Origin of the sequence: Geobacillus sp. ZGt-1 (assembly GCF_001026865.1) — a bacterium.
Classification (GTDB): Bacteria; Bacillota; Bacilli; order Bacillales; family Anoxybacillaceae; genus Geobacillus; species Geobacillus thermoleovorans.
Map to the genome: position 1 here is coordinate 70663 of NZ_LDPD01000008.1, position 21479 is coordinate 92141.

Genomic DNA, 21479 nt, shown 5'->3' on the forward strand with positions numbered 1-21479 from the left:
TGAAAGTCATTTTGGATTTGGTCATCAATCATACGAGTGATGAGCATCCGTGGTTTATCGAATCGCGGTCATCGCGGGACAATCCGAAGCGCGACTGGTACATTTGGCGCGATGGCAAAGACGGGCGCGAACCGAACAACTGGGAAAGCATTTTCGGCGGCTCGGCGTGGCAGTATGACGAGCGGACGGGGCAGTACTATTTGCATCTTTTCGATGTGAAACAGCCCGATTTGAACTGGGAAAACAGCGAGGTGCGCCAAGCGCTGTATGACATGATCAACTGGTGGTTGGATAAAGGCATCGACGGCTTTCGCATCGACGCGATTTCCCACATTAAGAAAAAGCCGGGTCTTCCCGACTTGCCAAATCCGAAGGGGCTGAAGTACGTGCCGTCATTTGCTGCGCACATGAACCAGCCAGGGATTATGGAGTATTTGCGAGAGTTGAAAGAGCAAACGTTTGCACGATATGACATTATGACGGTCGGCGAGGCGAACGGAGTAACGGTTGATGAGGCTGAACAATGGGTCGGGGAAGAAAACGGCGTGTTTCATATGATTTTTCAGTTCGAGCATTTAGGGCTTTGGAAAAGGAAAGCCGATGGTTCGATCGATGTCCGCCGGCTGAAGCGGACGTTGACGAAATGGCAAAAAGGATTGGAAAACCGTGGGTGGAACGCGCTCTTTTTGGAAAACCACGACTTGCCTCGATCGGTGTCGACATGGGGAAATGACGGCGAGTATTGGGCGGAGAGCGCGAAGGCGCTTGGCGCGCTCTACTTTTTTATGCAAGGGACGCCGTTCATTTACCAAGGGCAAGAGATCGGGATGACGAACGTGCAATTCTCCGACATTCGCGACTACCGCGATGTCGCTGCCTTGCGTCTGTATGAGCTCGAACGGGCGAACGGCCGGACGCATGAGGAAGTGATGAAGATCATTTGGAAAACCGGGCGCGACAACTCGCGCACCCCGATGCAATGGTCTGATGCCCCGAACGCAGGGTTTACGACTGGCACGCCATGGATCAAGGTGAACGAAAACTATCGTACGATTAATGTTGAAGCCGAGCGGCGCGATCCGAACTCAGTATGGTCGTTTTATCGACAAATGATTCAGCTTCGGAAAGCGAACGAGCTGTTTGTTTACGGAACGTACGATCTGCTTTTGGAAAATCACCCATCCATTTACGCGTACACAAGAACGCTTGGCCGCGATCGGGCGCTTGTCATTGTCAACGTATCCGATCGGCCTTCGCTTTACCGCTATGACGGCTTCCGCCTTCAGTCAAGCGATTTGGCGCTTTCGAACTACCCGGTCCGTCCGCATAAAAATGCGACGCGTTTTAAGCTGAAGCCGTACGAGGCGCGCGTATACATCTGGAAAGAATAAGGAGGAATTTGCCTTTCCGTGTTGAATGAATCAATGAATACGGAAAGGATGGTAAAGGCTGCCGATTCTTCGGCGGCTTTTTTCTTCATGCATAATAGAAGGATGATGCTGCGCAAACAACACCCGGGAAACCGCCGGCTGGGCGGGGCTTTTTTGGCGTCATCCTGCCGGGAGAACGGTGAAATCACATTTTGCTTAAACGGCGGCATATGATTATGTTATACTAACAAATATTAAGGGACACGAAATACATAGTTCGCAAGGGGGATCGGTATGGGAGCGGAGCAGCAGCCGCTTATTGCAGAACAAAAAGAAAAAATATGGACGAAAGATTTCGTTTTGATTTGTTTGGCCAATTTTTTTGTGTTTCTTGGGTTTCAAATGACGCTGCCGACCATTCCGCTGTTTGTCGAGCATTTGGGCGGCAACGATCAGCTGATTGGCGTTGTCGTTGGTGTGTTTACGTTTTCGGCGCTCATCGTCCGTCCGTTCGCCGGCCATGCGCTTGAGACGAAAGGGCGCCGGTTTGTGTTTTTATTGGGTCTTCTCATTTTTGTCATTTCTGTCGGTTCCTACAGCTTGATCTCAAGCATTTTCCTTCTCTTTTTGATGCGGGTCGTCCAAGGAATCGGCTGGGGGTTTTCAACAACCGCTTCCGGAACGGTGGCGACGGACATCATTCCAGCGAGCCGCCGCGGGGAAGGAATGGGCTATTACGGGCTGTCCGGAAATATCGCCTTGGCGTTTGGTCCGTCGCTTGGACTTGTGCTTGCCGCTATGATTCCGTTTAGCCATCTGTTTGCCATTTGTGCGGCGCTTGGAGTCGCTTCGGTGCTGTTTGCCGCCGCGATCACGTATAAAAAAGTGGAAGCCGTGCATGGCAAAGGGGCGAACAGATGGGATTTGTACGAAAAAAGCGCTTTAACTCCGTCGGTGCTGTTGTTTTTCTTGACGGTGACGTTCGGCGGCATCGCCTCATTCTTGCCTCTATATACGGCGCAAAAGCAGATCGGCGGCCTGCAGCTGTACTTTTTGCTTTATGCGCTTGCCTTGATGGTGACGCGAACGTTCGCTGGCCAGTTGTATGACCGAAAAGGGCATCGGGCCGTCTTTCTCCCTGGTGCGGGGCTTATTTTGCTGGCGATGCTTCTTCTCGCTTGGCTGCCGGGAGAATGGGCGTTGCTTTTGGCGGCGGTGCTGTACGGTTTCGGCTTTGGCATGGTGCAGCCCGGGCTGCAGGCGTGGTCCGTCGAGCGGGCCCCTGCCCACCGCAAGGGAATGGCGAACGCGACATTTTTCTCCTTTTTTGATTTAGGCGTTGGCGTTGGGGCGATGGTGTTTGGCCAAATCAGCCATTGGTTCGGCTATCCGAGCATTTATTTAGCTGCTAGCGGTTCGGTGCTCCTTTCGATGCTTGTCTATCTGTCGGTCTTGCATAAAGAACAATCGCTTCGCCCCAGGGAACGAAAAAACGCTTAGGGATAACCCCTAGGCGTTTTTTCTGCCCAGCGGCGCATCGAAACGGCCTTTGAGTGCGGCTCGTCACCGCCGGGAATGCACTTCGTAAATGGCGAATTTTAAGTAGTCGCCTTCTTCCGCGGCAAGGAGTTTCGGGTGGTCGTAGCCGGCGCCGTTCCAATATACTTGGCGCAGCACTTTTTTCGCGTCAAATGCCGCATCAGCGATCATCTCTTGAAATAGGTGCGGGCGGACGTGGTACGAGCAGCTTGATGTGACGAAAAAGCCGCCGTCTTTGACAAGCTTCAATCCGTTTAAGTTAATGTCTTTATAGCCGCGCAGCGCCTTCGGGACGGCATGGGCCGATTTCGCGAACGCCGGCGGGTCGATGATGACGACATCCCACTGTTTGCCGGCGCGCACCGATTCGCGCAAATAGTCGAAGGCGTTGGCGACGACAAATTCAACGTTCGTGAATCCGTTTAACGCGGCGTTCCGTTTCGCTGTTTCGATGGCATGTTCAGAAATATCGACGGCAGTAGCATGTTTTGCCCCATACAGACAAGCGTTTAGCATAAACGAGCCGGTATGGGTGAAGCAGTCGAGCACGGTTGTCTCCGGACCGATGAGCGGACGAAGAGCGGCGCGGTTTTGCCGTTGGTCGAAGAAAAAGCCTGTTTTTTGTCCGTTTTCAATATCGACGATGTATTTCACGCCGTTTTCCTCGATTTCGATTTCCGTTTCCGCTTCCCCGTACCAAAAGCCTTTTTCTTGTTTGAGACCCTCAAGCTCCCGAACGGACACATCGTTGCGCAAATAAATGGCCCTTGGGGCAAACACGTCAAGCAAGCCGCGCAAAATCCAGTCTTTCCGCCTTTCCATGCCGAGCGCCAAAATTTGCACAACAAGCACATCTTCATATTTGTCGACGATCAATCCGGGCAAAAAGTCGGCTTCGCCATAGACGGCGCGGCAGGAGCGAACGCCGGGAATCATCCGTTCACGGTACGCCCACGCCTGACGGATGCGGTCGATGAAAAAGCGCTCATCGAGTTCATCGTTTGGGTTTTGCGTCAAGACGCGGACGATGATTTGCGAAGCGGGGTTGATATATCCTTTCGCCAGCCAATACCCTTGATGATTGTAAACGTCAACGAAGTCGCCCGGCGCAGCATCGCCTTCGATGCGGTCAACTTCACTTTGAAAAATCCATGGATGCCCTTGCTCAAGCCGTTTTTTCCGTTCTCTTTTCAGGATGACCTTCGCCATCGTTTCCACTCCCATTCCGTCGTCAATTGCTGCGTTTCCATCATAGCGGATTGCAACGCATAGCGCAACGTCGGAGAAAAAAAGATTGACAATCGTTCGTGCCATGGTATGATTAAGTGTAAAGAAAACTGAAAATTGCACCATCATCCACTAGGGGGGCCTTTAGAAAGGCTGAGATCAAAGTGTGCCTTTGAGACCCTTAGCACCTGATCTGGGTAATGCCAGCGTAGGGAAGTGGAGGAGCAGCACAGCAAGGCTAGGCTTTGCCTTGCCAACGTCGCATGCCCACGCCGCTTTCTTTACGCCAATCGGCAAAGGAAGCGGCGTTTTTATTTTGCCAAAAAGGGGGAAAACGAATGTCATTTGCCAAACAATTGCGCCAAGCGGCCGATCCGATCTGGCAGGCGAGTTTCCGCCATCCGTTTGTTCAGGAGCTTGGCCAAGGGACGCTTGCGCGCGAGAAGTTTCGCTATTACGTGATGCAAGATGCCTATTATTTGCGCCATTTTGCCCGCGTGCAGGCGATCGGGGCGGCGAAATCGCCGGATTTGGCGACGACAGCCCGGTTGGCGCACCATGCACAAAGCACGTGCGAAGCCGAGCTGTCTCTGCATGAAACGTTCGCCGAGCTCTTGGGCATTACAGAAGAGGAAAGGGCGGCGTTCATTCCGGCGCCGACGGCGTACGCCTATACGTCGCACATGTACCGCGCGGCGTACGAAGGGCATCTCGGTGATGTTATCGCCGCCATTTTGCCGTGCTACTGGCTGTATTACGAAATTGGCGAGCGCTTGAAAACGTGCCGCCCGAACGATCCGATTTATGAAAAATGGATCGGCACCTACAGTTCGGACTGGTTCCGCTCGCTTGTGGAAGAGCAAATCGCGCGGCTTGACGACATCGCTGACGAGGTCACCGAAGAGGATCGCCATCGGATGAAGCGGCATTTCCTCATCAGCAGCGAATATGAGTACGAGTTTTGGGAGATGGCGTATCGGCTTGAGCAGTGGCCGTCGGCTGAATTGGCGGCGAGCCGTTGACGTGAGACAAGGAGGAGAACAGGATGGAAGTGAAGACAAAAGGGTTAAGATTGGTGGATATTTTAACGACGATCGTCATTGCGATTGTGTTTGGCGTTATTTACAAATTATGGGGACCGCTATATAGCGCGGTGGGAGCAGTAGGGTTTCATCTCGATCAATTCATTTACGGCATGTGGTTTATCGCCTCCTCGCTCGCTTATTTGCTCATTCGCAAGCCAGGGGTGGCGTTGCTCGCGGAGATTGCGGCTTCGTCCGGCGAGCTGATCATGGGATCGCAATGGGGGCTTGAAGTGCTCATTTACGGGGTCGTTCAAGGGCTGTTGGCCGAGCTCGTCTTTGCCGCCTTCCGCTATCGGCGCTTTGATACGTTCGTTGTATCGCTCGGCGCGGTCGGGGCGACGATTGGCTCGCTCATCATGGACTTTTACAAAGGCTATATTGAGGCGCTCGCCCCATGGAATATGGCGCTCTTTTTGCTGGCGCGTTTTATCGGCGCCATCCTCATCTCCGGCGTGCTTGCTGTTTCATTGGCGAAAGCGCTCGAAAAAACCGGAGTGACGCAAATGTGGCGGCCGGCCTCGAAAGACGATTACGATGCATTGAACCGGTAAGGCGGCGAATGGCGATGAAACAAGCAATTGCGATTGATCGGCTGCGCCTGAAATTTCCCGGGAGCGACGGGCTGCTGTTTCGCGACTTGTCGCTTTCGATTGCCGAGGGGGAGAAAGTGCTCCTCCTTGGTCCGTCCGGATGCGGCAAGTCGACATTATTGCAAGTGATGGCTGGCATCATTCCCCGCTCGATCGATGTGCCGATGAAAGCGGAGCGCCTTAAGCGGCCGGAACGGTGGGGCTATGTTTTCCAAGATCCTGATGCTCAATTTTGCATGCCGTATGCGGACGAGGAAATCGCTTTTGCCCTCGAAAATCGAAGCGTGCCGCGCCACGAGATGCCCGTCCGCATCCGTGCCCTGCTGAACCAAGTCGGTTTGGAGATCGCTCCGCATACGGATATTCATACGCTTTCCGGTGGAATGAAGCAGCGATTGGCTCTTGCTTCGGTGCTGGCGCTTGAGCCGGATGTCTTGTTTTTGGATGAGCCGACGGCGCTGCTTGATGAAGAAGGGACGAAGGCGGTATGGCAAACGGTGAAGCAGGTGGGCCGCGGCAAAACGGTCATCATCGTCGAGCATAAAATTGACCATGTGCTCGACTTTGTGGATCGCATTGTCTTGTTCGGCCGCGATGGGCGCATCATCGCCGACGGCGAGGCGAAGGCGGTGTTTTCCGACTATAAAGACGTCATTGCCGCTGAAGGGATTTGGTATCCAGGCGTCTGGGATGACTATGACCGGACGGCAAGGCGGCGAAATCGCCATCGAGGCGAGGAGCTTCTTCGCCTCGCCCGTTTTCGCGGGTTCCGCGGCCGGGAGGCGAAAATCTATGTTCCTGAAGCAACGGTGCACGCCGGCGAATGGATTGCCGTCACCGGAAAAAACGGCGCCGGTAAAAGCACGTTGCTGCACGCGCTTATGCAACTCATCCGCACGGACGGAGAGTATATGCTGCTAGGCGCCGACATCAAGCGGCAACACCCGCTTTACCGCCATATTGCGTTTGTTTTCCAAAATCCGGAATGGCAATTTGTCGCCCATTCCGTTCGCGAAGAGCTCGCCTACTCGCTTCGGCTTGAGGGGCGGCCGAAAGAGGAAATTGAGGGAATCGTCGACCGTCTGTTGCGTGAATTTGACCTTGTTGAGCAGCAAGACCAGCACCCGTACCAACTGTCGGTCGGACAAAAGCGGCGGTTGAGCGTCGCCGCTTCGATCGTCGCCGGCCAGCGCCTCTTTTTGCTTGATGAGCCGACATTTGGGCAAGATGCAAAAAATACGTTCGCGTTGCTCGAAATGCTTGAAGCATACCGTGAACAAGGGGCGGCGATCATGATGGTTACACATGACGAACAAATCGTCCGCCGCTTTGCGACGAGACAGTGGGTGATTGAAGATGGGGCGCTCGTTCGGGACGAACGGCTTGACATCCGAGAGCCGGTGTTGGCGGAAGGTGGGGCAGGGTGATGAAATGGGAGGTTCGCTGCCGCGAGACATGGCTTCATGAGACGAACCCGAGTTTGAAGCTCATTGTGCTTGTCGTGCTCTTTTTCGCTGTCTTGTTCATTCATAACCCGAACGTGCTGATTAACGTTTCGCTCGCTCTCTTCGTTTTGTTTTGCTTTGGCACCGGCTATCCGGCGAATGTGTTGTTTTGGCTGTTTTTGCCGTTTTTCCTCGTGTTTGTTTCGACGGCTTCATCGATGATGATGTTTGGCGAGGGAACGACGACATGGGTTCGCTGGGGGCTCATCCATGTTACAGCGGAAAGTTTTTGGCGCGGGGTGCACATCGGGTTTCGCGCTTTGGCGCTTGGGCTTCTCGGATTGATTTTTTCGCTGACGACCCGGCCGGTTCCGTTGTTTTATTCGCTCATGCAGCAGTTGAGACTGAAGCCAAAGTATGCGTACAGTTTTTTGGCGGCCGTTCGCCTATTGCCGATTATGCTTGAAGAGTTTCAGGCGATCCGCTATGCGTTAACAGTGCGCGGCGTGCCGAATAAGGGCGTCCTCAGCAAAGTGAAGCGCTACGCCATTCCGCTGTTGTCGCAAAGCATCCGCCGCGCCCAGCGCATCGCCGTGGCGATGGAAGCGAAACAATTTTCCGGCAGCGGGCGGCGCACGTTTTATTATGAAATCGGGTTCGGCAAATATGATATTTGGCTTGTCGCCTTGTTTGCCGCTTTGATGTTCGCCGCCTACTATGTCGGTGTTCATTATCCGTATATTTCTATAAGCGATGTACGGTAGAAAGAAAGGGATGGCGATGGGGGTTCTCCATTTCGTTTCCACCGGGCGTCAGACGGTTGACGAATTTGCCGCGATTTGTGCGCACACCCATCCGTATGCCGACCTGATTCATATTCGCGAAAAAGGGAAGACGGCGCGTGAAGTGGCGGCGTTTGTCGCGGCACTGCTTCGCGTCGGGGTGCCGCTGCAAAAAATCATCGTCAATGACCGGGTTGATGTCGCCGCTGTCTACGGTGTCAAAGGTGTGCAGCTTGCTTATCACAGCCTGCCGGTGCGCGCCGTCCGCCGCTCGTTTCCGGACTTGACGGTTGGTTGCTCGGTGCACGGGTCGGAGGAGGCGAAACAGGCCGAACAGGATGGCGCTCACTTTTGTTTGTATGGCCATATTTTTCCGACGGACAGCAAGCCCGGTTTGCCGCCGCGCGGTCTGGACTCGCTTGCGGAAATCGCGGCCGCCGTGTCCATTCCAGTCATCGCCATTGGCGGCATTCACGCCGGCAACGCTCGTCGGGTGCTGGAAGCGGGCGCAGCCGGGGTGGCAGTATTGTCGGCTGTTTTTTTCGCTGCTGACCCCGTTGCTGAGGCTAAACGGCTGGCAGACATCGTGAAAGGGAGGGGATAGGGGATGACGCATCGGTATGACGTCGCGATCGTCGGCGGCGGGGTGATTGGGGCGGCCATCGGTTTTGAGCTCGCCAAGCGGCGGCATCGCGTCGCCATTTTTGAAAAAGGAACGATGGGAAGCGGGGCGTCAAGCGCGGCAGCCGGCATGCTTGGGGCGCAATCCGAGTTTTCGACGTCAAGCCCGCTTGTGCCGCTTGCCTTGCAAAGCCGAGCTCTCATGCCGGCCTTGGCTGAAGAGCTGAGGGAGAGGACCGGCATCGATATCGGCCTTGTCGAAAAAGGATTGATCAAACTAGCGACAACGGAAGAGGAAGCAGACGATCTCTATCGCCATTATACATTTTGGCGGGGCATAGGCGAACCGGTGCAGTGGCTCACGAAAGGGGAGGCGCTTGAAATGGAGCCGCGTCTTGCGGCGGAAGCGCTTGCCGGCGCGATGTACATCCCTGGCGATGGGCAAGTGAGCGCTCCGGATTTGGCCGCCGCTCTTGCCTATGCCGCCGCCTCCGCCGGCGCTTGTCTGTACGAGTATACGGAAGTGTTCGACATCCGTTCCGACAGCAGTGGGCATGTGTTAGACACAACAGGCGGGACGTTTGCCGCCGAGGCGGTCGTCATCGCTTCCGGCGCTTGGGCGGCGCGGCTCGGCGCGCGGGTCGGGCTTTCGCTTTCCGTTTATCCGGTCAAAGGAGAATGCGTCATGGTGCGCGCCCCGGTTCCGTTGTTGCAAACGACTGTATTTGCGAAAAACGGCTGCTACATCGTTCCGAAATCAGGAAACCGGCTGCTCATCGGAGCGACGTCCACGCCCGGCACGTTCGATCGACGTGTATCGGCCGGTGGGGTGATGAACTTGCTTCACCGCGCCGCCCACCTTGTTCCGGACATCGAACAGGCGGAATGGGTGGCATCATGGAGCGGCATTCGGCCGCAGACCGAAGACGGCTTGCCTTATCTAGGCGAGCATCCGGAGCGGCGCGGCTTATTCGTCGCTGCCGGACATTACCGGAACGGCATTTTGCTCAGCCCATTGACCGGTCTGCTTGTCGCCGACTTAGTGGAGCGGAAAGAGACGGCGTTTGATCTTGCGCCATTTTCGTTGACACGCCATATCGGAAAGGTGGGGGTGGAATGACGTTAGTGATTAACGGGGAGACGGTCGCCGTGCCCGACGAGGTGAAAACGGTGGGCGATTTGCTTGCCCATTTCCGGCTTGAGAACAAGCTTTGCATCGTCGAAGTCAATGTCCGCATCATCCAAAAACATGAGTATGGGACGACGGTGCTATGCGATGGTGATCGCGTGGAAATCGTTCATTTTGTAGGAGGCGGTTGATGATGTTGAAAATTGGCCCATATGAATTTTCTTCGCGGCTGTTGCTCGGCACGGGCAAATATCCGAGCTTGGACGTGCAAAAAGAAGCGGTGGAAGCATCAGGGGCGGAAATTTTAACGTTCGCCGTCCGGCGGATGAACATCTTTTCCCCGGAGCAGCCGAACTTTTTAGAGCAGCTCGATTTAAGCAAATATAAGCTTTTGCCGAACACCGCCGGGGCGAAAACGGCCGAAGAAGCGGTGCGCATCGCCCGACTCGCCAAGGCATCCGGATTGTGTGATATGATAAAAGTAGAAGTGATCGGCTGCGACAAAACGCTCCTCCCAGACCCGATCGAGACGTTGAAAGCGGCGGAAATGCTGCTTGAGGAAGGGTTTATCGTGTTGCCGTACACATCCGATGATGTCGTGCTGGCGAAGCGGCTAGAGGAGCTTGGCTGCCATGCGATCATGCCGGGCGCCTCGCCGATCGGGTCTGGGCAAGGCATCATCAATCCGCTCAATTTGAGCTTTATCATTGAGCAGGCGAACGTGCCGGTCATTGTCGACGCCGGCATCGGTGGACCGGCGGACGCGGCGCTGGCGATGGAGCTTGGCGCGGATGGGGTGCTCTTGAACACCGCTGTTTCCGGCGCGGCCGATCCAGTGAAAATGGCGAAAGCGATGAAGCTGGCGGTGGAAGCGGGCCGGCTCGGCTATGAAGCCGGACGCATCCCGAAAAAACGGTACGCGTCAGCGAGCAGTCCAACGGAAGGAATGAGTGTTGTTTGAACGAACGGTATTCCCGGCAGCAACTATTTGCACCGATTGGCGAGGAAGGGCAAAAGAAAATACGGGGAAAGCATGTCGTGTTAGTCGGCGCCGGAGCGCTCGGCACAGGCAACGCCGAAGCGCTCGTTCGCGCCGGCATCGGCAAATTGACAATCATTGACCGCGATTACGTCGAATGGAGCAATTTGCAACGCCAGCAACTGTACAGCGAAGCGGATGCGAAGGAGCGGCTGCCAAAGGCGATCGCCGCCAAACGGCGCCTTGAACAAATCAACAGCGAGGTTGAGATCGAGGCCATTGTCGGCGACGCCGGCCCAGAAGAATTGGAAACGATCGCCCTCAAGCAACGCCCTGACTTATGGATCGATGCGACAGATAATTTTGATACGCGCCTTGTCATCAATGACGTTGCCTACAAGTACAACATTCCGTGGATTTATGGCGCTTGTGTCGGCAGTTACGGTTTAAGCTGCGCCTTCATTCCGAACCGCACGCCTTGTTTGTATTGCTTGCTTGAAACGGTGCCGCAAGGGGGATTGACGTGCGATACGGCCGGCATTATCAGCCCAGCGGTGCAAATGGTTGTCAGCTATCAGATGGCTGAGGCGTTAAAAATTTTAGTGGAGGACTGGTCGGCGCTCCGCGGCAAGCTCGTTTCGTTTGACCTTTGGACGAACGAATACGCCTCCATTCGCATTGACGGGGTGAAAAAGGACGGTTGCCCGACGTGCGGACGTCATCCATCTTATCCGTTTCTTTCCTATGAACAACGGACGAAGACTGCCGTCTTGTGCGGGCGCGATTCTGTGCAAATCCGTCCGCCTGCCCCGCGCCAGTACGACTTGAATGAATTGGCGGAGCTGTTTCGCCGCCAAGGGCTTCAAGCGGAAGCGAACCCGTATCTTGTCTCCGTTTCGCTCGGCGACAAGCGATTGGTTGTCTTTCGCGACGGCCGTGCGCTTGTGCACGGCACGAAAGACGTGCAGGAGGCAAAGGCGATCTATTACCGCTATTTAGGTTGAAACGAGGGAAAATGAAATAAGGGCGTCCATTGATGGGAGGACGCCCTTGTTTTGTTCATCAAACTGTCAAAAAGACACCCTTCTCCTCCCTGCTTTTCCCGCCGGCAATATGGTACGATGAAAGAGGGGAAGAAAAGGGAGGGGAAGACGAATGGCCGAGTGGTCGGTGACATTCAACATTGCCTCATTGCTTGTTCTTGTGTATTTGATTGGTTCCTGTTGGCTTGAATCATGATGCGCCTCGGTTCATCCGGCGCATTTTTCTTTTTGGTTGTCTGGATTTATATGGAAGGACAACTCGCCAGCTATAGTCAGTTGGCGAAAAATTTGTTATATTTAAGATAGGAAGAGCGAAAACGGCTGCTGCCGGTCGCATCGCTTTGTTTCCGCTTAGCGCGGCAAGTGTGGCTTTTACAGATTCGCGAACGAGTTAGCCGTGTGGAGTGTCAAAAGCATGATTCGGCGGAAAAATGGATATGAATAACATAGTCACCATCCATAGGAGTGTGAAGATTCATTGGAAGAGTGGCCGTTAAGGTTGTTCGGGTGGTTTTTCCTCTCCCTGCTCGCCAATGCACTGTTCGCTTCAGCAGAAGCCGCGTTTTCTTCGGCAAGCAAGGCACGGTTGCGGCATTATGCGGAAGAGCATCTGCACAATAAGCGTCTCCAAGCGGTGATCGGTCAGCTTGACCGCGTGTTGTTGGCGCTTGCTGTGGCCAACCGCCTCACCAGCGTCGTGACGGTCGTGCTCTTTACGGACATTGCCGTTTCGTTGCTTGGGGAACAGATGGGCTTGTTTGCCACGCTGGCGGTGATGACCGTATTATTTGTCGTCTTCGGTGAAATTTTGCCAAAATCGATGGCGAAAGAGCATGCGGAGCAGCTCGCCATCCGATACGCCGGCCTTGCCTATGGGCTGATGAAGTTGATGACGCCGGTTACGGCGTCGCTCCAAGCCTTAAAAGATCGAATCGCCAAGAGGTTCGCCAATGGGGTGGCTGTGCCGGCTGTGACGGAGGAAGATATTAAAGTGATGGTTGAGCTGAGTGAAGAAGAAGGGGTCATCGACAACAAAGAAAAAGAATTGATCCAACGTTCGCTCGATTTTGATGAAATTTTGGTCGGAGAAATTTTCACGCCGCGTGCTGATATGGTGGCGGTGGAAGTGAACCAGCCGATTGAAGAGATTCGCGACGTGTTTTTGGAAGAGAAATATTCCCGCATCCCGGTCTATGAAGGGGATATTGACAACGTGATCGGCATTTTGTCGGAAAGCGACTTTTTCAGCGAGCTTGTGCAAAAGCGGGAGGTGCGCATCCGCGATTTGTTGCGCCAGCCGTTGTTCGTTGTCGAGTCCATGAAAGTGTCGGATCTTCTGCCGGAGCTGCAAAAAAGCAAAGTGCATATGGCGATCGTCGTCGACGAGTTTGGCGGCACCGCTGGACTCATTACGCTCGAAGATATTCTCGAGCAAATTGTCGGCGAAATATGGGATGAGCATGATGAAGCGGTGAAAACGGTGCGCCAAATCGACGAGCACAGCTTCGAGTTCAGCGCCGAACTGCCGCTGGATGAATTTTGCGAAGTGATGAACATCGACGTGCCAAGGAGCGAATCGCATACGTTGGGTGGTTGGATTTTTGAGATGTTTGAGCGTATTCCAGCAGTCGGCGAAACGTTGCAATATGGATCGCTGACGTTCACCGTCCGCCAAGTCGACAATCGGCGCATTCGCAAAGTGCTTGTCTCATTGAGCCAACCGCTTGCCGAGCAGGCGGGAGGCGCCTGATTCGCTCCCCGTTCCCATATGAAAGCGCCCCGGGCTGACTGCCCGGGGCGTTTGCCATCTATATGAAGTTGTTCGTTAAGGCGGTTATTGAATGTTTCCGAATTGGCCCCCAAGTTGTTGCTGAGCCATGGCGACAAGACGTTTCGTAATTTCGCCGCCGACCGAACCGTTCGCGCGAGAAGTCGTGTCAGCGCCGAGGTTCACACCAAATTCTTGGGCGATTTCGTACTTCATTTGATCAATGGCTTGTTGAGCACCAGCGACTAACAGTTGGTTGTTGTTATTGTTGCGTGCCATCGTTGATCATCTCCTCTTAAAAATTTTTGATGGTTGGGGTGGTTGGATTTGCACCAACACTTCACGCTGCAAGGCGTGTGCCAAGCTTGGCTGAACCCACCGGCCCACCCGCCTTTGGCTTCGCCAGCGTCCCTGTTGCAACGGATGGGTGATTTCGCTGGCGGTACTCATAGTTTGGGACGTTTTTTGCCTGTTATGCATGGTGAGAATATGGGAATTTTTAACGTTTTACCGCCGTCACCATTAGGGAATATGTAAAGATAAGGAACATCTTAGAGGAGGAAGCAGCATGAATGTATGCCCGCTGTGCAACGGGTTGCGCCGGGTGACGGTGTATTGCAGCTACTGCCGGCAACCAATGGAAGATCATGGGAAAGTTACAGATTATTTCGATGACTACAGCCCGTACATGGATGCGGACGTCATGAAGCTTGTCGACGGCTATTTGCGCACGTATACGAATCATGAATGTGTTCATTTGTTTTACTGTCCGACTTGCCATGAGGAGGAAGTGCGTTTTATCAAGGAATAAGGCTGTTGATGGAGTGGAAAGGAAAGGCGTTCCGTTTTTTCGGAACGCCTTCGAATGAATCTATATGAACAACAATGGGGGGTTACTTTTCATCCGCCGCCCGGATGCGCCGTTCCGTTTCAACGTCAAAGAAATGCGCTTTGTTCATATCAAGCGCCAGGTCAATCCGGTGGCCCGGCTTGATTTCCGTGCGGGCGTCGATGCGAGCGACCAATTCTTGGTTGTCGATGCTAAAATAGATCATCGATTCAGCGCCAAGCAGCTCGGCGACTTCGACGAGAGCGGTAACTTTCGTCGCCGGAGATGCTTCAAGGAAGAGCGGTTCGTCGTGAATGTCTTCCGGACGAATGCCTAAAATCACTTCCTTGCCGACATACCCTTGCTCACGCAACACTTTCATTTTTCCTTCCGGAATGCCAAACGATGTTTGGCCGACGACAAACTTGCCGTCTTGCAGCGTTCCACGAAGGAAGTTCATGGCCGGTGAACCGATAAAGCCGCCGACAAAAATGTTTTCCGGTTTTTCGTATACCTCGCGCGGCGTCCCGACTTGCTGGATGACGCCGTCTTTCATGACGACAAGACGGGTGGCCATTGTCATGGCTTCCGTTTGGTCGTGGGTGACGTAAATGGTCGTCGTTTCCAAGCGCTGATGGAGCTTCGCGATCTCTGAGCGCATTTGCACCCGCAGTTTCGCATCCAAGTTCGAGAGCGGCTCGTCCNTTAAAAACACTTTTGCATCGCGGACGATGGCCCGTCCCAATGCCACGCGCTGCCGCTGCCCGCCGGAGAGCGCTTTCGGTTTGCGGTCCAAATATTGCTCGAGCCCAAGAATGCGCGCCGCCTCGCGGACGCGTTTGTCAATTTCCGCTTTCGGGAATTTGCGCAGTTTTAAACCGAACGCCATGTTGTCATAGACGCTCATATGTGGATACAGAGCGTAGTTTTGGAACACCATGGCGATGTCGCGGTCTTTCGGCGGCACATCGTTCATTCGTTTGCCGTCGATGTAAAGATCGCCTTTGGAAATTTCCTCAAGGCCGGCGATCATCCGCAACGTGGTGGATTTGCCGCAGCCGGACGGGCCGACAAATACGATAAACTCTTTGTCTTGAATATGTAAATTGAAGTCTTTGACGGCGACCACATTGTTGTCGTAAATTTTGTAAATATGATCAAGAATGAGTTCTGCCATAACCATCCTCCTCATCGCCGAAATCGTTTTCTTGCCATTAGTGTATAGAAAAATAGGAACATTCGTAAATGGACGAGGTGCACAAAAAATGCCGCCGATTTTCGGCGACATGACAAAAAAGCGGGGGATTACGAACGGCGCCGGTGCAAGATAGCCAAATAGACGGCTGCCGCCCCTTTGAACCGTTTGATGTCAACACCAGTTTGCTCCGTCCATTTATCGATTCGATATTGCAAACTATTGCGGTGCATATACAGCTTTTTCGCTGCCATCGAGACGTTTAAGTTGCATTGCAAAAACGTCTCCATCGCCCGCACTTCCTCCTCGTCGAATCCGTCAAGAAACGAGAGGGTCCGGCGGGCTTTCTCACTGACTGCTCCTTCTTCAAAGAGCGGAAGCGGAATGACGTCTTCCCATTCGTACACCGTTCGTTTCGGCCAAAAGCGCCGAGCGGCGGAAAAACACTCTTTTTCAAGGAGAAACGATTCATATAGCCGTTCATCGACGGAGCGGATTGGGCCGATCAATAAATGAATGGCAGTATAAAAATCAGCGGCGAGCGCCTCAGCCATGTCCGCTAACGAAGGCGGCTCCGTCGTCCGCTTTTGTTTCGCTTCGACGATCAGCCCGCGCCGATCTTGTTCCCAGACGATGGCAACCGGGGAGGAAAATAAGCCGCGAACAGCGTCAGCAAACTCCTCTTTGTTGGCGATCGGCCGGCTGGCTGTAAAATGAATGAACCGGCAATACGGAGCAGCGAGCCGAGCGAGCGCGGCTGGGTCGCCGGTTGCCATCCATCGTTTCCATGCCCGCTCCTCTTCGCTTTCCGGTTCGCGTCGGCGCTCGGCGGGGGTGAAAAAAAGCGCCAGCAATCGCCGCTCCTGCTCTGTCAATCGATGCTTGGCGATGCCGATCTCATCGCCATCGGCGGTATAAAACCATTCGTAATCTTCGGGGTGTTCCGGCTGACCGTTGATGACGATGTCCCCTTCATAAAGCGATTCGAGCTCTTTTAGCATCGCGGCGCACCACTTTCCGTCAAGGATGATGTCACGCCGAAGAGGAATCGGCGTTGTTTTCATTATACCAAATCTCCGCGAATGGAAAGAAAGACAATGGATGAAAGCGGGAAAGCCGCAGGATGAACGGGCGGCTTGGCCAACAGCGGTCGTTTCGAACGATCCCTGCCTAACGCATTAGCGGAGAGGCTTCATAAAACAAAAGGCCGACTTTCCCGAGGCGGGAAAATCGGCTCCGTTTACTGGCCGGCTTCGTACGGCGGCTCTTCTTTGACAAGATCGCGCGCTTCCTCAATGTTGACGTCATCGCCGTGGCCGTACACAGCACCTCCGGCCATCCCTTCGTTGATCATGCGGTCGATGTCCATATAGTATTCATCGCGTCCTTCGTACAATGAATCCCGGCGCTCGGCTTCATTTCGTTCCATCATCTCGCTCCTTCCTCTCATCGTTTTTCCTAAAGTTTGTCCAAAAGAGGCATACGCTATCCATGCCATTCATATGGATGAAAGAGGACAAGCGGGAAGAAAGGGGCGGCACGCGATGATCATGCTGATCAAAAAATTGCTCGAAACAACCGCCGCGGCGGAAGAAAAAGCCCGGCAGCTCGCTGAGATGGAAACGGATGAGGCATGGGCGGTCTATTTGGCTGAAGCCGAGCGGCAGCGTAAACTTTGGCAATACGTGCATTATTTAGTTGCTGGGGCTAACGCCGACGGTCGAGCGGAAAGAGAGCAAAGCAAAGCAGGCGCACCTCGTTGTGATCTCTTGCAAGCCATGGCGGCGGCTGAGTGGGAAAAAGCGATGTTATGCCAGAACGTCTGCCAAAGCTTAAATGGAGCCGCCAAACAAGCGGTTGATGCTGTGTTCCGCCAGGCGCTTCGCTACAGCGGCCAGTTTCTAGCTATGGCGTACGATGAGCGAGCTCGGCAAACAGCTGATTGAGCCTCTCAAGCCGCCGTGCCTCAATCTCCGGCTCATCAAACACCATCGGCTTGGCGTTGATTTCATAAATGTAAAGCTGCTGTTCGCTTCCGACGCCGATGTCGGCGGAAAACTCGCCGACAAAGCCAAACCGTTCGCCAAGGCGTGCGCCGCTCAAGGCAATAAGCCGCTCGAGCGCCGCTTCATCGATGCGTTCCTTGACTTCTTTGTACGGGAGGATGGTTCCGCCATGAAACACATGGGTCGTCACTGACTCGACGTCGGCCGAACGAACACCGATGCCGGTGATCGTATGGCGGCCGTTGTGCCAATGGGCGAGCACGCGCAAATCGTAGCGGCGTCCATTCCACTCGTCCGTTTCAGCCAATGCTTGGGCGATGTAGCGGCCGGACTGAATGAGTGATGCGAGCGCATCGAGCGAGCAGAACCGTTTTTGGCCGCCCGGATATTCGCAAATGGCTTCCGTCTCTGACAAGGCGGTGAGACGAAACAGCCCCATTCCTCTGGCGCCGTCATCCCGCTTCAAGTAAATGCAGCTGTATTGGCGGAGCCAAGCGCGAAGATCGGTCGCTGTTTGGACAGGCGCCGTCGGCAATAGATGCGGCCAGAGCCGGCGGTCGGACCGCAGCGCGTCATAAACGTCCGATTTGCGGAAAAAAGAGCGGTTGACAAGTGGAACGCCATGGGCGCTCAACTGGGCAGCCGCCGTTTGAAACGGCTCGCTTTCTTCTTCTTCGCGGCTTTTTACTCGATTGTAGACGACATCGGGCAGTGGAGCGGCCGCTTCGATGAAACGATGAAGCGTCGGAACGAATAGATATCCGGAGACCGTTTTCTCTCCGATGCCGGCGGCCGCACTGACGACGGAGATGCCGCCGGCTTTGTGGATGGAGCGGATGACGGTTTCAAGCCACGGCTTTTTCCCAGCCAGCAAAGCGGAAAGGGACGAGGCGCTGATCAGCACGCCGACGAGCGGTCCCACCCGTCCATCTTGCTCGCGGACGGGAAAGACGAGATCGGGAAGGACAGCGGCGGGAGCAACCCAGCCGCTGCCGAATCGATAAGGGCCGCCCGGACTGTTGCACACCCACTCGCCGGTGTCAGGACGGTAGCCGATCGTCAGCATGGCCAAAGCGCCTCGGGTTCGGTGATGGCTGTTTTGCTGAGGTGGACGGCGTAAGCGAGCGGCAACCGCGCTGTTCGTTCGTCTGCGTCCTTTAATTTTGGATGCTTAAAAATCGACCGTCCGGGTTTGGAATTGGCTTCAAACATCCAAATCCTTCCTTGTTGGTCAACACCAAGGTCAAAACCGATTTCGCCGATCAACGTTTCTGATGCTTCATCAAGGCAACGGCTGAGCGTAAGGGCGGCGTCAGAAAGACGGGCGAGCATGATTTCGCGCTCGGCGGCATCCGGGAAAATTTCTTCCAGCGTTTTGACGATGCCTCCGCTGTTCATATGGGTCGTGATGCTTTGTTTTCCAGCGATTTTGGCGGCGATGGCGCTCACTTGCCATATGCCGTGTTCGTTTTTGTTAACGTGAACGCGGAAATCAGCCGGTCGGCCGTTGACGGCAAGAAGCGGAACCGCTTGTTGGATGACATAGCGGTGAAGCGGCGCATGGGCGAGCAAATGATGCCACACCGCCATGGCGGTGGGAAACAGCACTGTTTGTATTTCTCCGCTTTCATCGCGGAACCGGCATTCATAGGCGTTTTTTTTCGCTAAATGATAAATGCCGCGGCCGAGGCTGCCGTCGGCCGGCTTGATGTACGCTTCACGGTAGCGGGCAAGAAACTGCTCAATGGTGTGCTGCGTCACGTGGGCGGACGTCGCCGGCAAATACGGCTGCGCCTTCGGATGGGCAGCGAGCCGGCGGTAAATGTCCCATTTGTTGAAAAAACACCCGTTAAAGATCGGGATGCCGTAGGTGGTTTGCAGCGTCTTCGTCATCGTTTGAAACGTTTCCTCCTTTTCGACGCGCCGGTTTGGCAGCCGGTTGTAAACGACATTCGGCAACGGCACCGTATGGCGTTCCCAGCCGCGCTCTGTGTAAAAATAGCCGTTCGTCATGCCGTTTTCCCAGTCAATATGGGGCGCGCCAAACAAAAAGGCAAATCCGCCGACTTGCTTTTCTTGCGCCAGCAACTTGGCAAAAAAGAAGCTCCGGCTGCCGACCGGGCGGTGGAGCGACTTTGTGAATCCGGCGGTCAAAATGCCGACAAGCGGCCCGAAGTGAACAGCTTCATCGGTCAAAAAGACATGAACGTCAGCGGCAAATGGGATCGACAAGCATCGGGCAACGTCATGCGCCACAATCACACGGTCGACAAGACGGGGGGAAGAAATGACCCGGCATGGGGTGACAAGGCTGCCGAACGCGGCTGATGTTTGCCTAGATGCTTGGAGCGTGGCGGGAAGAATCACCGTATTTGTTTGTTGTTCGTCAATGATCAACGTGTAGGTCATTGGCTTTTCCTCCTCTGGCCAAAAACAAGCAATACCGAAGCGGCGCTTCGTACAGTTCGTTTTGTTGCTCCGGGGGCAGAAGATGCGCCACTTTTCTCCCCGGCTTGGAATTGACATCCAAAATCCACACCGCCCCGTTGTCGGTTGCACCAAGATCCAAGCCGATTTCAAACAAAGGACCGAACGTGTGATCCATATAAACTGGCAGCGTGCGGATGATCGTCTCAACGCCATCGAGCACGAAGAGACGTTTTGAAGAGGAAAGGCGGTCGAGCCACTCGGAAAACGGACGAATGTCCGCGCCGGCGCGGACGTTGGCCACCCATACCCCCGGTCGGCCGACTCGCACGGCCCGCACCCGCTCCACCCAGCGTCCGTTTTCATCCTTTTGCAAAAGAATGCGGAGGTCAAACGGTTCACCCTCCGGGGTCGATAGCTGAAGCAATGGCTGCAGGACATACTCGCCGCGGCGGCTCCAAGAGGCGAGGAGCTGTTCCAGCTCGCTTCGGCGGGCAATGACGGCCTGTTCTTGACCGTGACTGTCTTGGACGGACAGCGCCTTCCCTTTCTTTTGAAAGATGCAAATACCGCGTCCTCCGGAGCCGTGCACCGGCTTGGCGATGGCGGCTTGTTCGCGGCGGAGAAGCGCAAGCACATCATCGGCGCGCTCAAGCCGGACAGTCGGAGGCACGTATGCGGACAAGAGCGGGTGAGAGGAGAGCGCTTCATATACGTCCCATTTGCCCGGCAGGCCATAGCCTAAAAACGTGAGGTCAGGCCGCTGCTTCAACCAGTTCATAATCGGTTTTGCTTTTTTGGACCGCTCATCATTGCCGTAAAAGCAGCGGTCATATAAAAATGGCGGAATGGCAAAGACGGCGTTTGTCCATTCGTTCGTTTCCTCTTGAAAGAGAAAGCCGCGGACGTTTTCCGTCTGCGGATCGATGCCAAGCGGCGAAAAGCGGCAGACGGAAATGCCGTAGCGTCTGGCGCATTTCGCCACCTCAGTGCAATACGTGTGGTCTTGCTGTTCGTCAAGGGTGACAAAACCGAGTGAAAGCAAAACGGTTCACTCCTTTTCCTCCATCAATGTCAAACTATAGTCGATGATCGCCTTCGCCGACGGGCGGACCGATTGGTAGGAAGCGGCCATATCCGTCTGTTTCGACGGCTTCGTATTCACCTCGATGATCCACGGCTGGCCATGGATGTCAATGGCAAGATCAACGCCAAACTCTCCATACAGTCCCTCCGCTTCCGAGGCGAGAACGGCGGCGGATTCCAGTGCGATTTCTTTCAGAAGCTGTTTTTGCTGGAACGCGTCAGCTCTCGTATACCACTTCCGCAAGACATCATTGACCGCCATCAGTTCTCCGCCGCGGGCAAGGTTAGCGACAAACTGATCGGGCGGCGCTACGCGGGCGACGGCGGAAGTGACGCGCCAATCATTGTGGCGGGCGCG

At 54.6% G+C, this 21479-nt stretch carries 23 protein-coding genes, 1 pseudogene and 1 riboswitch; of the genes and pseudogenes, 14 read left to right on the forward strand and 10 right to left on the reverse strand.

Annotation, left to right across the window (positions count from 1 at the left end):
• On the forward strand, positions 1 to 1391 hold a 1391-nt coding region (locus VU18_RS02545; RefSeq protein WP_047757598.1), incomplete at its 5' end, for an alpha-glucosidase.
• A 273-nt stretch (positions 1392 to 1664) separates the two neighbouring features.
• A complete protein-coding gene (locus VU18_RS02555; protein WP_014194966.1) occupies positions 1665 to 2870 on the forward strand; it encodes an MFS transporter in 1206 nt (401 codons plus the stop codon).
• 63 nt (positions 2871 to 2933) lie between these two features.
• On the opposite strand, the gene VU18_RS02560 is transcribed toward VU18_RS02555, so the two are convergent.
• A complete protein-coding gene (locus VU18_RS02560; RefSeq protein ID WP_025038991.1) occupies positions 2934 to 4118 on the reverse strand; it encodes a class I SAM-dependent rRNA methyltransferase in 1185 nt (394 codons plus the stop codon).
• Positions 4119 to 4260: 142 nt separating this feature from the next.
• Positions 4261 to 4368: riboswitch (TPP riboswitch) on the forward strand.
• A 106-nt stretch (positions 4369 to 4474) separates the two neighbouring features.
• On the opposite strand from VU18_RS02560, the gene tenA reads away from it, so the two are divergent.
• From tenA to VU18_RS02610, 10 genes are all read left to right on the forward strand, one after another.
• Positions 4475 to 5158 (forward strand): thiaminase II, encoded by a 684-nt coding sequence (gene tenA / locus VU18_RS02565; protein ID WP_011230122.1) that lies wholly within the window; start codon positions 4475 to 4477, stop codon positions 5156 to 5158.
• 23 nt (positions 5159 to 5181) lie between these two features.
• On the forward strand, positions 5182 to 5772 hold the full coding sequence (locus tag VU18_RS02570; protein WP_011230123.1) for an ECF transporter S component: 591 nt from the start codon (positions 5182 to 5184) through the stop codon (positions 5770 to 5772).
• Between the two features lie 14 nt (positions 5773 to 5786).
• On the forward strand, positions 5787 to 7238 hold the full coding sequence (locus VU18_RS02575) for an ABC transporter ATP-binding protein (RefSeq protein WP_011230124.1): 1452 nt from the start codon (positions 5787 to 5789) through the stop codon (positions 7236 to 7238).
• Positions 7238 to 8020, forward strand: coding sequence for an energy-coupling factor transporter transmembrane protein EcfT (locus VU18_RS02580; RefSeq protein ID WP_011230125.1), 783 nt, complete (start codon positions 7238 to 7240; stop codon positions 8018 to 8020). Before VU18_RS02575 ends, VU18_RS02580 begins: the two co-directional genes overlap by 1 nt.
• Positions 8021 to 8036: 16 nt before the next feature.
• Positions 8037 to 8642, forward strand: a complete 606-nt coding sequence (gene tenI / locus VU18_RS02585; protein WP_011230126.1) for a thiazole tautomerase TenI — start codon at positions 8037 to 8039, stop codon at positions 8640 to 8642.
• 3 nt (positions 8643 to 8645) lie between these two features.
• Positions 8646 to 9779, forward strand: coding sequence for a glycine oxidase ThiO (gene thiO, locus VU18_RS02590; protein WP_011230127.1), 1134 nt, complete (start codon positions 8646 to 8648; stop codon positions 9777 to 9779).
• Positions 9776 to 9979 (forward strand): sulfur carrier protein ThiS, encoded by a 204-nt coding sequence (gene thiS / locus VU18_RS02595; protein ID WP_011230128.1) that lies wholly within the window; start codon positions 9776 to 9778, stop codon positions 9977 to 9979. The genes thiO and thiS overlap by 4 nt, the downstream gene beginning before the upstream one ends.
• A gap of 2 nt (positions 9980 to 9981) precedes the next feature.
• Positions 9982 to 10749, forward strand: coding sequence for a thiazole synthase (locus VU18_RS02600; RefSeq protein WP_013146257.1), 768 nt, complete (start codon positions 9982 to 9984; stop codon positions 10747 to 10749).
• Positions 10746 to 11771 (forward strand): thiazole biosynthesis adenylyltransferase ThiF, encoded by a 1026-nt coding sequence (locus VU18_RS02605; RefSeq protein ID WP_011230130.1) that lies wholly within the window; start codon positions 10746 to 10748, stop codon positions 11769 to 11771. Before VU18_RS02600 ends, VU18_RS02605 begins: the two co-directional genes overlap by 4 nt.
• 517 nt (positions 11772 to 12288) lie before the next feature.
• On the forward strand, positions 12289 to 13560 hold the full coding sequence (locus tag VU18_RS02610) for a hemolysin family protein (RefSeq protein WP_011230132.1): 1272 nt from the start codon (positions 12289 to 12291) through the stop codon (positions 13558 to 13560).
• Between the two features lie 84 nt (positions 13561 to 13644).
• Here the strand turns inward: VU18_RS02610 and VU18_RS02615 are convergent, their stop codons facing one another.
• Complete coding sequence (locus tag VU18_RS02615) at positions 13645 to 13857, reverse strand: alpha/beta-type small acid-soluble spore protein (RefSeq protein ID WP_011230133.1); 213 nt, start codon at positions 13855 to 13857, stop codon at positions 13645 to 13647.
• A gap of 289 nt (positions 13858 to 14146) precedes the next feature.
• On the opposite strand from VU18_RS02615, the gene VU18_RS02620 reads away from it, so the two are divergent.
• Positions 14147 to 14389: a hypothetical protein gene (locus tag VU18_RS02620; protein WP_011230134.1), complete on the forward strand. Its 243-nt coding sequence runs from the start codon at positions 14147 to 14149 to the stop codon at positions 14387 to 14389.
• Positions 14390 to 14471: 82 nt separating this feature from the next.
• Here the strand turns inward: VU18_RS02620 and VU18_RS18945 are convergent.
• The 4 genes and pseudogenes from VU18_RS18945 to VU18_RS02635 all read right to left on the reverse strand — a co-directional run.
• Positions 14472 to 15111, reverse strand: a 640-nt coding sequence (locus VU18_RS18945) for an ABC transporter ATP-binding protein (protein ID WP_236687258.1), incomplete at its 5' end; no start/stop codon positions are given.
• Position 15112: 1 nt separating this feature from the next.
• Positions 15113 to 15584, reverse strand: a pseudogene (locus VU18_RS18950) (ABC transporter ATP-binding protein); the annotation flags it as partial.
• Between the two features lie 128 nt (positions 15585 to 15712).
• Positions 15713 to 16603: a CdaR family transcriptional regulator gene (locus VU18_RS02630; protein WP_011230136.1), complete on the reverse strand. Its 891-nt coding sequence runs from the start codon at positions 16601 to 16603 to the stop codon at positions 15713 to 15715.
• A 239-nt stretch (positions 16604 to 16842) separates the two neighbouring features.
• A complete protein-coding gene (locus VU18_RS02635) occupies positions 16843 to 17031 on the reverse strand; it encodes a hypothetical protein (protein WP_011230137.1) in 189 nt (62 codons plus the stop codon).
• A gap of 115 nt (positions 17032 to 17146) precedes the next feature.
• On the opposite strand from VU18_RS02635, the gene VU18_RS02640 reads away from it, so the two are divergent.
• Positions 17147 to 17548, forward strand: coding sequence for a hypothetical protein (locus VU18_RS02640; RefSeq protein ID WP_011230138.1), 402 nt, complete (start codon positions 17147 to 17149; stop codon positions 17546 to 17548).
• Here the strand turns inward: VU18_RS02640 and VU18_RS02645 are convergent.
• The 4 genes from VU18_RS02645 to VU18_RS18955 all read right to left on the reverse strand — a co-directional run.
• Positions 17508 to 18674, reverse strand: a complete 1167-nt coding sequence (locus VU18_RS02645) for a YheC/YheD family protein (RefSeq protein ID WP_011230139.1) — start codon at positions 18672 to 18674, stop codon at positions 17508 to 17510. The genes VU18_RS02640 and VU18_RS02645 overlap by 41 nt on opposite strands.
• On the reverse strand, positions 18668 to 20017 hold the full coding sequence (locus VU18_RS02650) for a YheC/YheD family protein (protein ID WP_011230140.1): 1350 nt from the start codon (positions 20015 to 20017) through the stop codon (positions 18668 to 18670). Before VU18_RS02650 ends, VU18_RS02645 begins: the two co-directional genes overlap by 7 nt.
• Entirely contained in the window at positions 19995 to 21080 is a 1086-nt protein-coding gene (locus VU18_RS02655) for a YheC/YheD family protein (protein ID WP_042381800.1), read from the reverse strand. Before VU18_RS02655 ends, VU18_RS02650 begins: the two co-directional genes overlap by 23 nt.
• Before the next feature lie 6 nt (positions 21081 to 21086).
• Positions 21087 to 21479: YheC/YheD family protein (locus VU18_RS18955; protein ID WP_047757623.1), on the reverse strand; the 393-nt coding region annotated here is incomplete at its 5' end.

Excerpts from the sequence above, each read along its gene's own strand:
- VU18_RS02555 (WP_014194966.1), top strand. The coding sequence starts at position 1,665 with ATGGGAGCGGAGCAGCAGCCGCTTATTGCAGAACAAAAAGAAAAAATA.
- VU18_RS02560 (WP_025038991.1), bottom strand. The coding sequence starts at position 4,118 with ATGGCGAAGGTCATCCTGAAAAGAGAACGGAAAAAACGGCTTGAGCAA.
- tenA (WP_011230122.1), top strand. The coding sequence starts at position 4,475 with ATGTCATTTGCCAAACAATTGCGCCAAGCGGCCGATCCGATCTGGCAG.
- VU18_RS02570 (WP_011230123.1), top strand. The coding sequence starts at position 5,182 with ATGGAAGTGAAGACAAAAGGGTTAAGATTGGTGGATATTTTAACGACG.
- VU18_RS02575 (WP_011230124.1), top strand. The coding sequence starts at position 5,787 with ATGAAACAAGCAATTGCGATTGATCGGCTGCGCCTGAAATTTCCCGGG.
- VU18_RS02580 (WP_011230125.1), top strand. The coding sequence starts at position 7,238 with ATGAAATGGGAGGTTCGCTGCCGCGAGACATGGCTTCATGAGACGAAC.
- tenI (WP_011230126.1), top strand. The coding sequence starts at position 8,037 with ATGGGGGTTCTCCATTTCGTTTCCACCGGGCGTCAGACGGTTGACGAA.
- thiO (WP_011230127.1), top strand. The coding sequence starts at position 8,646 with ATGACGCATCGGTATGACGTCGCGATCGTCGGCGGCGGGGTGATTGGG.
- thiS (WP_011230128.1), top strand. The coding sequence starts at position 9,776 with ATGACGTTAGTGATTAACGGGGAGACGGTCGCCGTGCCCGACGAGGTG.
- VU18_RS02600 (WP_013146257.1), top strand. The coding sequence starts at position 9,982 with ATGTTGAAAATTGGCCCATATGAATTTTCTTCGCGGCTGTTGCTCGGC.
- VU18_RS02615 (WP_011230133.1), bottom strand. The coding sequence starts at position 13,857 with ATGGCACGCAACAATAACAACAACCAACTGTTAGTCGCTGGTGCTCAA.
- VU18_RS02620 (WP_011230134.1), top strand. The coding sequence starts at position 14,147 with ATGAATGTATGCCCGCTGTGCAACGGGTTGCGCCGGGTGACGGTGTAT.
- VU18_RS02630 (WP_011230136.1), bottom strand. The coding sequence starts at position 16,603 with ATGCTAAAAGAGCTCGAATCGCTTTATGAAGGGGACATCGTCATCAAC.
- VU18_RS02635 (WP_011230137.1), bottom strand. The coding sequence starts at position 17,031 with ATGGAACGAAATGAAGCCGAGCGCCGGGATTCATTGTACGAAGGACGC.
- VU18_RS02640 (WP_011230138.1), top strand. The coding sequence starts at position 17,147 with ATGATCATGCTGATCAAAAAATTGCTCGAAACAACCGCCGCGGCGGAA.
- VU18_RS02645 (WP_011230139.1), bottom strand. The coding sequence starts at position 18,674 with ATGCTGACGATCGGCTACCGTCCTGACACCGGCGAGTGGGTGTGCAAC.
- VU18_RS02650 (WP_011230140.1), bottom strand. The coding sequence starts at position 20,017 with ATGACCTACACGTTGATCATTGACGAACAACAAACAAATACGGTGATT.